The organism is Cobetia sp. BMC6 (assembly GCF_029991385.1).
In the GTDB taxonomy this organism is placed as follows: Bacteria; Pseudomonadota; Gammaproteobacteria; order Pseudomonadales; family Halomonadaceae; genus Cobetia.
In genome coordinates this window covers 449,535-461,888 of sequence record NZ_JAKUMF010000001.1, presented here as the reverse complement: position 1 = coordinate 461,888, position 12,354 = coordinate 449,535, and the positions used below count along the sequence as shown (strand labels likewise).

The following is a 12,354-nucleotide window of genomic DNA, read 5'->3' as shown; positions in this document are numbered from 1 at the left end:
GTCATCACGGAAGTGACAGACGTAAAAAAGCCGGCCCCGAGGGACCGGCTTTCGTTAGCTTGCTAGACGATTGAAGACGTCTTAGAAGCCGTAGTAGATGCCGACTGCAGCGCCGTCACTGGCATCGCCAGAACGATCGTACTGGGCGTACTCGATGAAGGTATACATCGCGGAAGAGATGTTGTAGGTGGCACCGACGGTGAATTCGTTGAAGCTGTCATCGCCGCCATTTTCGACAGCCAGATCAGACCCATCTTCTGCATCGACATACTGGTAGGCACCGTAGACGTCGCCCATGCCGTAGCCGTAACGCGCGCCGATACCGTAGTAGTCGACATCGGCGTTGTCAGCATCGGCAGCGAAGCGCTCGGCTTTCACCGCAACACGCAGCGCATCGACGGTGTACTGAGCGGTCAGACCATACTGCTCACCGATATCACCCTGGCTTGCACCAGTACCGTCATCTACGCCGTCGAACTGGCCCAGATCGTCATACACGGCAGCGATGGAGAAACCACCGACAGTGTACTTACCACCGGCATAGAAGGATGCCTGGTTGGAATCGGTGACGTTCTCGTCTTCACCGTCACCTTCGAAGTTGGAACCGACGGCGAACTGCAGGCCACCCATGACCGGAGACATGTACTGCAGCTTGTTACCTTCACGAACCGTGCTGCCACCGGTGATGTTGCTGCTGGAGTCGGTAACGTCGAAATATTCGTTGTTGGTTACCGGATCCTGGATCCAGTCATCCATCAGCTGATCCCAGGAACCAATACGCGCATCACCGAAAGAGCCCTTGGCGCCGACATAAGCCTGGTCACCGGTGTCGAGACCTTCGCTGCTCTTGGCTTCGTCAGCGTCGTATTCCCACTCGGCCTTGAAGTAACCGACGATGTCGTCGTTGATCTTGTGCTCGCCCTTGGCACCGAAGGTGGAACCGTTGTCGGCCAGTTCGCTTTCCGGATCACCGCCGAGCTGGTCAATATAGGTGTATGCCAGCTGAACGTTACCGTAGATGTCCAGCTTGGTGCCGTCCTGGTTGTAGACGGTTGCAGCGGAAGCGGAAGTAGCAGCCAGGGCAGCAGCGCCGGCGATGGCAGTAGCCAGAAGTGTCTTTTTCATCGCGATAGTTCCTTAACTAGCGTTAACTGTTCGATCGTGTCTGCCGATGGCAGTGGCCGAGGTTCCGGGCGCTTGATGACGCCTCTAAAACTCTGTGGCCTAGTTATTATCCAATGCTCGCAGGGAAACCATATACCGGGCTTTCAGGATGTGCAACAGAAAAAAACACTGTTTTCGATCACCACTCCTGAACCTATCCATCGGTCGGTTGTCTGGCGTGAGCATACTCTAGGGCCCACGAATGAAGGATTCATGACAACCATGCGTCTTGACGCCGATTTCTGCATCATCGAGCGCATCGCTGAGCGTTAATCCCGGATTCATTGTGGAAAAACCTCGTTTGCGACAAAAGTCGCAGATCAAATACCCGTCAACTGCTGTGCTTGTCTGATGCCAAGCTGTGGTTTCCTCTCAGCTTTATCTTCATCAAAGGCACCGTCCCTGTGCCAGTGATTGATTGATGAGTCTGCTATCAAGATCTGCAGATAGTTATCGTCAACTGCTCAACCAGTTGGGCAGGAACAGCGAGATCGCCGGCACATAGGTGATCAACACCAGGAACAGCAGCAACAGCGACAGCCACGGCAATGCTGCCCGAATGACCCAGGTCATCGGCTTGCCGGTGATTCCCGCCGTCACGAACAGATTCAGCCCCACGGGAGGCGTCAGCATGCCGATCTCCATGTTGACCACCATGATGATGCCGAGATGGATCGGGTCGATCCCCAGCTGCGTCGCGATGGGAAACAGGATCGGCGCCATGATCAGCAGGATGGCCGAGGGCTCCATGAAGTTGCCCGCCGCCAGCAACAGCAGATTCATCACGATCAGGAAGCCCCATGCCGGCAGTCCCCAGCCGATGATGGTTTCGGCGATGGTGTGCGGAATGCGCTCCGTGGTCAGGACATGCGCGAACAGCATCGCGTTGGCGATGATGAACAGCAGCATCATCGAGACGCGCGCGCCATCCAGCACCACCTTCTTGACCTCCTGATCGGTGAAGGACCCCAGAAGCCCGGCAGGCACCTGCCACAGCGCGCGCAACCCCGCACTCCCCCAGGCTTCGTTGCCCTTGCGCCACGGCACGTTCTTCAAGGGCCCCATGTCGCGATAGCCCACCACGGCGATCAACCAGGCATACACCGTGGCCACGGCCGCGGCTTCGGTGGGACTGGCCACGCCGCCATAGATCGAACCCAGCACGATGAAGATCAACATCAGACCGCCCATGGCGATCAGGCCGGAGCGCGCAAGCACCCGTACGCCAGGGAAAGGCTGAGCCGGCAACTTCTTGATCCGCGCCGCGATATAGATCGCGACCATCAGGATACCGCCCATCAGGAGGCCCGGAATCAGGCCGGCCATGAACATCTTGGCCGCCGAGACTTCCGTGGCGGCGGAATACACCAACATCACGATGGACGGTGGAATCAGAATACCCAGCGTACCCGCATTGGTGATCACACCCGCCGCGAAGGACTCGGTATAGCCCTGGCGCACCATGCCCGCGATCACGATGGAGCCGATGGCCGCCACCGTGGCCGGAGAAGAGCCGGACACGGCGGCAAACAGCATGCACGCCAATACGGAGGCCATCGCCAGCCCACCGCGCACGTGGCCAATGGCGTCGGTGGCGAAGGTGATCAGGCGACGTGCCACGCCGCCGGTCGAGAGAAAGGTGCTGGAGAGAATGAAGAACGGGATCGCCAGCAGGGTGTAGTGATGCGACAGGGCTTCGAACAGCTTGATCGCCACCGACCCCAGTGAGTCACTGGAAAACAGCAGGATCGTGGTAACGCTCGAGAAGCCCAGCGCAAAGGCGATCGGCATGCCGAGAAAGATGCCGCCGAACAGCAGCGCAAACAGAGTGGCTATGGTCATCGTGGTGTTCCCTGATCACTGTCACGGCCAGCATCGCCGTTGTCCTGGCCATCCGGCTCATCCGACTGCACCAGGTGCATGCTGTCCTCGCCTTCGTCATGAAAGCCGAAGCCACTGGCATCGCCACGAATCACCTTCCAGCCCAGTACCGCAAAGCGCAGCATCAGCAACAACATGGCAATGGGCAGAATGGTGAGGGCATACCACTTGGGAATCGCGATGTCCTCAAGCTCGATGCCGATCATCTTCATCAGCGAGAGATATTCATAACTGCCGACCAGCAGCAACACGCAGTACGCCATGCAGATCGCCAGCGCCAGCAAGGTCGCCACGCGCTGCCAGAGCACCGGCAGCATCTTGACCACGACATCCACACCGATATGCGCGCCCTGCTTGACGCCCCAGGACACGCCGATCAACACGAACCAGCCCGCCAGATACAGCGTGGCTTCCTGTGACCAGCTGATGCCGGTATTGAAGACAAAGCGCAACACCACCTCAACGAAGACCAGCAGCACCATCGCTACCAGCAGCAGCGAGAACAGCGTCTCTTCCGCCTTGTGAAGCCATCTTAGTGCCATGGCAAGAATCCTCATGTCGCTCAAGGACACTTGCCCCACGCGTGATCGCCGATTTTCTGGCGCTCAAGATGGGGCAAGTGATGGATGGCCTGACGGCTTACTGGTTGGCCGCTTGCGCGGCGTCGATGATGTCCTGACCGATGTCGTCGGCAAACTCGCCCCATACCGGCTTCATGGCGTCGACCCACTGCTGACGCTGGGCATCGTCGAGCGTGATGATCTCGCTCTGGCCGGAATCGAGGATGGCCTGCTTGGCCTCCATGTTCTTGGCTTCGGAGAGCTGGTTGCCGTAGACGATGGCCTCATCGAGCGCCGACTTGACCTCGCCACGCACATCATCCGGCAGGCCATTCCAGAAGCGTGCCGAGGACACCACCATGTAATCCAGCACACCGTGGTTGGATTCGGTGATGTACGGCTGCACCTCGAAGAACTTCTGGGAGTAGATATTGGAGTAGGTATTCTCCTGACCGTCGATGGCCTTGGTCTGCAGCAGAATGAAGACCTCGGAGAACGGCTTCTTCAGCGAGACGGCATCCACCGCGTCAAACTGGGCCTCGAGCACATCGGAGGTCATGATGCGGAATTTCTTGCCGTCGGCATCCTCCGGTGTCTTGAGCGGCGATGACGCGGACAGCTGCTTCATGCCGTTATGCAGATAACCGAGCCCCACCAGCCCCTTGGATTCCAGCGACGTCAGCAATGACTGGCCCGTCTCGCTGCTCTGGAAGCGCTCGACAGCGCCCATGTCCTTGAACAAGAAAGGCAGATCGAAGACCTGCAGCTGATCGGTATATTTCTGGAACTTGGACAGTGACGGCGCGGCCAGCTGCACATCGCCCAGCAGCATGGCTTCCAGCACCTTGTCGTCCCCGTACAGCTGCGAACTGGGGTAGAGCTCGACTTCCACCTTGTCGCCCAGACGCTCTTCTACCAGCTGCTGGAATTTCTTGCCCATCTGGCCCTTGGGGGTATTTTCCGCCACCACATGGGAGAACTTGATGGTGATCGGGTCGGCCATGGCCGTCGCTGAGGCAAACAGGATGGCGGCACTCAGGGCGGTCAGGGCTGGCTTGATAAGGCGCATGGCGAATCCTCTTGAATTGCGGATATTGTTGGTCTTGTAGGGCATTCGATATCCCGTCTGCGCGGCTCCGACACGAAGCCGCGCAGAGGTGCGGCGCGAGCAGGGATAGCCGAGACACTGCGAGCATTGCGCCACAGCCGCCAGATAGACGAGACAATCCAGACAATTCAATAAGTTGCAAACGCACAGTTCACCCACAACTCGCGCACAAGTGAGCCGAATTCCGCGGGCCGCCGGCGATTTGTGAGGAGTTGTGCGGATTTCCGCCCACCAACGACAAGGCCCCTGTGCGGGAATCCGCACAGGGGCCTTGTCTGTTAGTACCGATCATTGTCGATCGAGCGTCTTCCTCAGCTGTCACACCACCTGCCAACACATTCTCAGAGACGGGGCTCAGGGACGGTACTCAGGGACTTTGTTCAAGGACGGTGTTCAGGGACGATGCTTGGTCATCAGCTCGCTGAGCTTGTGGCTGATACGCTGATCGGTCGCCTGCTCTTCACGCGCCTTCTGTTGACGCGTCAACTCATCGAGCTGCTGACGGGCATGGCGTGCTTCATCTTCCGTCACGGCACCCACCGACTGGCCCGACAGATCCACGCGCTGCGTGCCCGCCCGTACCGCCTTCAGATACCGCGGCAGATGGACATAACCCGCCAGCGCGCGCCGCACCAGCTTGTCATCCCAGGGCTCGTTTTCCAGCAGCTCGATATGGATGCCGATCTTCAGCGGCCGGGTATGGCCCTTGAAGAAGGTATCCGGATAGCGCTTGTACCACTGCTTGAGCAGCGCATGGGGAGAAGGCGCTGCCTCAGGCCGAGACGCCTGCTGCGCCTCGCCCTGCGTGACTTCGTTCTGCTGATGCGCTTCCTGCTCCTGCGGTACCTGAGCTTGCGGTGCCTGAGCCTCGGACGAGTCGGCAGCCGCCGCTGTCTGCGCGGCAGCTACCGGCTGACTCACGTTCAGGCGCTCTGAGGCCAGACGCTCTGCCTGAGCCTCCTGTTGCGCTGCCAGACCCGCCTCCACATTCGGGGAGGGTTGCGGCGCAGAAGCCTGCTCAGCCAGTTCGCGCAATTGCGCATCTCGCGCCAGCAACGCCTCATTCACCGCGTTCAACTGCGCCTGCTGCTCCTGCAGTGTCTGGCGCGCCGCCGCGAGTTGCTCAGCGAGCTGCTCTCGCTCACGACGCTCTGCGGCCAGTGCACGCTCGGCGTCTGCCAGGGCACGCTGATGCGCATCGGCATCTGCCGTGGCTGCAGACGCTGCCTGCTGCTCCAGCTGGGCCAGCGCATCACGCAGGCGGGCATTTTCCGACTCCAGGGCCGTACGGGCCCGGCGCTCTGTGTCACGCTGCTGTCGCTGTGTGTCGGCTTCATGTTCAAGCGCAGAATACAGCGCTTCGAGGCGATCCATCGTCAAGGCCTGAGCCTCCCTTGCACGCTATGGGCAGTTCCGTTTGGCACCAGTCTGTGTCAGTACCTGCTGACTGTAAAGGTCACGCCGACCAGCCAGTGGCTCAGACGTCGCGGCGCTCGAAGCGCACGAAGTCATAGGCCGGCAGGCCCTCACCGCTCTCCCCCGGGACGCGCTGCGCTTCCTGCCAGCTCGCATCCAGCGCCGGGAAATGGGCATCGCCCTCGATCTCGACCGCAACCTCGGTGAGATAGAGGCGCGTCGCCACCGGCAGCGCCTGGGCGTAGATCTGACCGCCACCGATCACCATGATCTCATCCACGCCTTCGATCATCGCGTGGTGGTCCGCCATGCTCAGCGCGGCGGCCAGGTCACTGCAGACCCGTACGCCATCGTGACTGAACTCGCTGTCACGCGTGACCACGATGTTGAGGCGATTGGGCAACGGCCTGCCGATGGAGGCGAAGGTCTTGCGACCCATGATCACCGGCTTGCCCTGGGTGACATGCTTGAAGAACTTCAGGTCTTCCGGCAGGTACCACGGCAACTGGTTGTCGACGCCGATCACGCGGTTGACCGACATGGCGGCAATCATCGCGACGGGCACGACGGTGTCAGTCGCCGCAGTCAGCGGAGAGAATTCATTATCGCTCATACAGCCACCTGCGCCTTGATATGCGGATGGGATTCATAGCCTTCGATGGCAATGTCATCGAAGGTGAAATCGAACAGGTCCGTGACTTCCGGGTTCAACACCAGCTGCGGCAGCGCCAGCGGCTCACGCGTCAACTGCTCACGCGCCTGCTCGAGATGATTGCTGTACAGGTGGGCATCGCCGAGGGTGTGGATGAACTCGCCCGGCTTGAGACCACACACCTGTGCGACCATCTGGGTCAGCAGCGCATAGCTTGCGATGTTGAACGGCACGCCCAGGAAGATGTCCGCGCTGCGCTGATAGAGCTGGCAGGACAGGCGGCCATCGGCGACGTAGAACTGGAACAGCGCATGACAGGGCGGCAGCGCCATCTCGTCCACCAGCGCCGGATTCCAGGCCGAGACCATCAGGCGGCGCGAATCCGGGTTGGTCTTGATCTGCTCGATCAGCTGGCTGATCTGGTCGACGGAACCACCTTGCGGATTCGGCCAGCTGCGCCACTGGTAACCGTATACCGGCCCGAGGTCGCCATTTTCATCGGCCCACTCGTCCCAGATACGCACGCCGTTTTCCTTCAGGTACGCGATGTTGGTATCGCCTTTCAGGAACCACAGCAGCTCGTGGATGATCGAGCGCAGGTGCAGCTTCTTGGTCGTGACCAGCGGGAAGCCTTCGGCCAGATCAAAGCGCATCTGGTGGCCGAAGACACTCAGGGTGCCGGTGCCGGTGCGATCGCCCTTTTGTGTGCCGTTTTCCAGCACATGGCGCATCAGATCTAGATAGGGTTGCATGGTGGCGAGTCCGTACGGCGTGTCAGAGGCTGGCGCGGCGAGCGGAGCCGTAGGTAGCCCTGCGCCAGCCTCTTCATGAATTCGAATCGTTCACTTGACGATATGTGACGCTGCCAGATACGCAAGAACGCGGCCCGATGGCCGCGTTCTTGCGTATCTGGCAGGGGGCCAGTTTACACCGAATGCCCCCTGTATTCACGCCTGCATTGCCACCTCAGGAAGCCCGAGGCACCGGCGGCTGCGCCACTTCCTGACCGCGCGACCAGGCCATCAACAGCAGCCCGAACAGCACCATCGGCAGCGACAGCAGCTGGCCCATGGTCAGCCAGTCGAAGGCGATGAAGCCAAGCTGGGAGTCCGGCTGACGGAAGAATTCGGTGATGAACCGGAAGCAACCGTAGCAGAGCAGAAACAGACCGGAGATCAAGCCCTTCTGGCGCGGTTCACGCGAGACGAACCACAGGATGGCGAACAGCACGACGCCTTCCAGTGCAAACTGATAGAGCTGCGAGGGATGACGCGGCTCCGGCCCGTAGAGCGGGTAGACCATACCCCAGGAGACATCGGTGATGCGCCCCGGCAGCTCCTGATTGATGAAGTTGCCCAGCCGTCCTGCGCCGAGGCCGATCGGCACCATCGGCGCGATGAAATCGGTCAGCTGGAAGAAGGTCAGCTGATGGCGACGCGCGAACAACAGCATCGCGATCAACACGCCCAGCAGGCCGCCATGGAAGCTCATGCCGCCATCCCAGACCTTGAAGATCCACACCGGGTCCGCCAGCAGCTTGTCGAAACCATAGAAGAGCGCGTACCCCAGGCGGCCCCCCAGCACCACACCCAGGGCGCCGAAGAAGATCAGGTCGCCCACCGCGTCCTGACTGAGGCCGACGCGTGCGCGACGTGCTCGTGCCAGCCCCCAGGCCGCCGCGAAACCGATCACGTACATCAACCCGTACCAGTGAATCTTGAAGGGCCCCAGCGCCAGCGCCACGGGGTCGATCTCAGGATATTGCAACATGTGAAAACCTTGAATGAGGAAGTCGGGCTCTATCAACGTACTGAGCGATGCAGGCATCGCCTCTCAGGCGGGCAAAGCATAACAGTCAAAGCATGAACACGACCTGCCTGAGGCAGCGTATTCCCGCTCACGCCAGCAGAAACCGCAGTCCGACGACTACCAGAATCAGCGCGAACAGGCGCTTGAGCAGCAGGGCCGGCAAGGCATGCGCCAGCCGCGCCCCGAGGCGCGCAAACGGCACGGACACCAGCACGATGCCCAGCCACGCCACCCAATGGACATAGCCGATGGCGTGTTCCGGCAGGTTGGGGGCATGCCAACCGACCACGATGTTGGTCAGTGCGGCGGTCAGCGCGATGGGAAAGCCTGCAGCGGCGGCGGTCCCCACCGCCTCGGTCATGCGCGCCTGCCAGCTGGAAAGCATCGGCACCATCACCGTGCCGCCACCGATGCCGAACAGCGAGGAAATCACGCCGACGGTACTGCCACCCACGAACTGGCCGACCCGCCCGGGGGCCTGTGCCATCTGGCCCACCTTGAGATCCAGCCCGAGCTTGGCCGCCACCAGCAGCACGAAGACGCCGAAGGCCAGCTTGAGGGTCTCGCCGCTCAGTTCACTGGCCAGCACCACGCCCAGCCCGGTGCCGACCACCAGCCCCGGCAACAGCCGCTTGAGCCAATCGATGCGCACCGCACCGCGCTCATGATGTGCCCGCGCCGACGACAGCGAGGTCACCACGATGGTGGCCAGCGAGGTGCCGATCGCCAGGTGCATCAATACCTCCGGCGCGACGCCTTGCAGCACGAAGGCCGCGGCCAGCACCGGCACGATGACAAGCCCTCCACCTATCCCGAACAGACCCGCAATCATGCCGGCGACTGCGCCCAACAAGGGATACCACCACCACATACCTGACTCCTTTCATGCTGCATTGCGGTGACTGTCTGCCGAGAGTGGCCAGGGCCTCTCAACGCCATGACCGTCAGCCCTCTGTTGATACTGGACCTTCGCCGCTGCCGGACGCGCGTGGCGTGAGCGTCACGTCAGGCAGCCACATGCTGACCTTGTCGATCAGCGCCTGGGGCCGGTAGGGCTTGCCCAGATAATCATCCAGCCCGGCGGCGAAGAAGCGCTCGCGATCAGCTTCACTGGCATTGGCGGTCAGCGCGATGATGACACTGCGCCGCTCACTGCCGGCGGCGGCTTCCTGCTCGCGCCAGCGCTGGCTGACACTGACGCCGTCCATGCCGGGCATGAAGATATCCATGAACACCAGGGCGTAGAAATGCTGTCCACGTGCGGCCAGCGCCTCTTCGCCGCTGCTGGCGGTATCGACCAACAACCCTTGCCGCCCGAGCACCGTGCGCGCCAGCATCGCATTCACTGGCCCGTCATCGACCACCAGGATACGGGTTTCGGTGGGCTTGCCCGGCCATGTCATCGGCAGCAGGATTTCCAGCGCCTGCTCGTCGTCCAGGTTGATCTGGCGATAGCTGCCGCCCAGCTCGTCGATCAAGCGCCGCGCCATGACAAGACTCGAGGGCGATTGATGACCGATATCGAGCCCGACATGCCCACGCAGCTCAAATCGCAGGCAACAGCAGCCAGCGCCCTCGTCATCTGAACCCTCGGCAGAGAACGCTGCATCGCGACAGGCCGGCAGCTCACAGCCTTGCTGCAGCTCAAGCAGCAAGGATTGATGACTGGCGCTTTCGTGGCGCATGCAGCCTTCCGCCAGATGCTCGAACAGCTGTGCAAGCCGACGCACATCACCGCGCAATGCCTCCGGCATCGGTCCCAGCTGCCACTCGAAGGGGCAGCCGACATCATGATGACGCTGCTGCATGTCCTCGAGCAGCGCCCCCAGCGTCTCGGTCGGCGAGAAGTCATTCTCTTCCAGCGGCGTTCGTACCACTTCCTCACGCTCGGTCAGGGCATCCAGCAGTTGCGCCACGCTGTCGAGGCGGCCCTGCAGCAGGCTGAGCTCGGCATCCTCGATATGGCGCTCACGCCGGAGCTGACCAAGCTTGCGCACCAGGCCTTGCAGCGGCGGCGTCAACTCAGCGTGCAGCATGTCCAGATAATCACTCTTCAGACGCGCCTCTTCGCGAGCACGGTCACGCGCGACCAGCAATTGCTGGCTGGCCTGATCGTGCTCTGACTCATCGATCATCACGCCAAGCACCTGCGCCGGGTTATTGTTGAAGCGACACAGCTCCAGACGCATGCGCCGCATGCGCCCCTCGGCGTCATGTACCCGGAGTTCACGACTGCTGGGCACGCTGGGGTTGGGCTCCAGCATCAGCAAGCTGCCCACCGACCGGCCCAGCGCCTCATGCAATACCAGCCCGAACAGCTTCTCGAAGGCCGGGTTGGCCATCGCCAACAGCCCATGACGCATCACGAAGGCCGGCAGCGGCAAGGCATCCAGCTCATGGCCGCGACCACGACGCAGCAAGGCCACCGCCCCACGGTGGCGACGCAGGATGTCATCCGCCGGATAGGCCTGCCGCCCCACCGGCGGGTACTCCTCCATCACTTCACCGTTCTCGATACGCTCGCTCTGGCGCGCCAACCATTCCAGGGGCTGCCCCAGGCGCTGATCCATGCGCCTGAGCCGCCACTGCAAGATGAGCATAATGACGGCAAACACCAGCAGCAGCGCGCCACCACTGCCCAGCAACAGGGTCAGCAACGGCACCTGACCGGGCACCTCGAGTCGCGTACTGGACACCAGGCGCCAACCCGTGACTGGCAAGCTGTCCCACACCACCACCTGAGTCCCGCGCGGGTCGACCAGCGTGACGCCACGCAGACTGGTATCCATCGCGCGGGCGATATCCGCGGGCAGCTCCCGGGAATGGCCGTCGCCGACATTGCTGCTGGCCGCCCAGACGTTCAGGTGGTCATCGACCAGCCAGAAGGCATCCGAGGGGGCATGCCCCGGCAGCAGCAGGCGCGCCTCCATCTGCGGCAGCGCGAGATCCAGCCCGACACGCGCCTTCTGACCATTGCCGAGCGAGACCTCAGCCAGCGCCGTGATCTGCGGCAGACCGGCAGGCCCGGGGTGCGGCGGCAGCCAGACCACGCGTGCCGCACCATTGTCGGTATTCTCGGCAAGCTGACGCACGGTGTCCGGCAGCACTCCGGTGTAGGGCATGAAATCGCTGCCCGGCGCGAAGGCGTCCAGCACGTTGAACCAGGGATAGAGCATGACCATGCTGTTATCGAGACTCACGAACAGGCGTGAGATCAGGGGGTCCGACGAGTAGAGGTCCGACAGCAGCCACTGCATATGCATCAGTCGCCGCCCGGCGTCACGATCCTCATCGCTCAACGGTCCTTCGAATTCACCATAGAGTGCGGCTCCCCCGCGCGATACCGGCCTGAACAACTGGCCCTGCTCGGTGAGCGAGAACTGGTCCAGGCCATCGTCATAGGCGCTGCTCCCGGTGGCGCCGAAATCGAGATGGCGCCGTGCGTAGCGTGCCAGGATCTGCAGGCGACGCTGCTGGGTTTCCAGGCGCTCACTGACCAGCGCCGTGGCCAGCGCATGCTCCTTCCTGAGTTCCCCCAGCGCGGTATCGACGGCCGCATGCTGCGTGCTGTCCCAGACCACGGCAGCCCCGACCAGAAAGCACAACGCCACCGCCAGCTCCGCAAGCAGCAGCGGGCCAGCCGTCAGCCGAATCATGCGCGCCCAGACCTTCTCCAGGCCACTGGCGGGATTCTGGGGATTCGAAGCCACCGCCGCCGCAGGCGGTGACTCGACAGAGGAAGCACGGCGCGAGAACATGATCTG

The 12,354-nt window shown here is 61.9% G+C and carries 10 protein-coding genes; all 10 read right to left on the bottom strand.

The features are described from left to right. Positions 1–81: 81 nt before the first annotated feature. Complete coding sequence (locus MKZ40_RS01980; protein ID WP_175088498.1) at positions 82–1,125, bottom strand: porin; 1,044 nt, start codon at positions 1,123–1,125, stop codon at positions 82–84. A 495-nt stretch (positions 1,126–1,620) separates the two neighbouring features. Continuing rightward, positions 1,621–3,006, bottom strand: coding sequence for a TRAP transporter large permease subunit (locus MKZ40_RS01975; RefSeq protein WP_175088497.1), 1,386 nt, complete (start codon positions 3,004–3,006; stop codon positions 1,621–1,623). After that, positions 3,003–3,587 carry a TRAP transporter small permease gene (locus MKZ40_RS01970; RefSeq protein WP_175088496.1) on the bottom strand — a complete coding sequence of 195 codons (585 nt, stop codon included), beginning with the start codon at positions 3,585–3,587 and terminating at the stop codon, positions 3,003–3,005. Before MKZ40_RS01970 ends, MKZ40_RS01975 begins: the two co-directional genes overlap by 4 nt. A 97-nt stretch (positions 3,588–3,684) precedes the next feature. Next, positions 3,685–4,674, bottom strand: coding sequence for a TRAP transporter substrate-binding protein (locus MKZ40_RS01965; RefSeq protein WP_175088495.1), 990 nt, complete (start codon positions 4,672–4,674; stop codon positions 3,685–3,687). 432 nt (positions 4,675–5,106) lie between these two features. Next, on the bottom strand, positions 5,107–6,087 hold the full coding sequence (locus MKZ40_RS01960; protein ID WP_254626992.1) for a ProQ/FINO family protein: 981 nt from the start codon (positions 6,085–6,087) through the stop codon (positions 5,107–5,109). Positions 6,088–6,190: 103 nt separating this feature from the next. Beyond that, positions 6,191–6,742: a dihydrofolate reductase gene (locus tag MKZ40_RS01955; RefSeq protein ID WP_175088493.1), complete on the bottom strand. Its 552-nt coding sequence runs from the start codon at positions 6,740–6,742 to the stop codon at positions 6,191–6,193. After that, complete coding sequence (locus tag MKZ40_RS01950; protein ID WP_043331428.1) at positions 6,739–7,533, bottom strand: thymidylate synthase; 795 nt, start codon at positions 7,531–7,533, stop codon at positions 6,739–6,741. Before MKZ40_RS01950 ends, MKZ40_RS01955 begins: the two co-directional genes overlap by 4 nt. Positions 7,534–7,747: 214 nt before the next feature. Continuing rightward, complete coding sequence (gene lgt / locus MKZ40_RS01945) at positions 7,748–8,551, bottom strand: prolipoprotein diacylglyceryl transferase (protein WP_175088492.1); 804 nt, start codon at positions 8,549–8,551, stop codon at positions 7,748–7,750. Positions 8,552–8,678: 127 nt separating this feature from the next. Next, complete coding sequence (locus tag MKZ40_RS01940) at positions 8,679–9,461, bottom strand: sulfite exporter TauE/SafE family protein (RefSeq protein ID WP_175088491.1); 783 nt, start codon at positions 9,459–9,461, stop codon at positions 8,679–8,681. Positions 9,462–9,534: 73 nt separating this feature from the next. Continuing rightward, positions 9,535–12,348 carry a response regulator gene (locus tag MKZ40_RS01935; protein ID WP_175088490.1) on the bottom strand — a complete coding sequence of 938 codons (2,814 nt, stop codon included), beginning with the start codon at positions 12,346–12,348 and terminating at the stop codon, positions 9,535–9,537. Between the last annotated feature and the right edge of the window lie 6 nt (positions 12,349–12,354).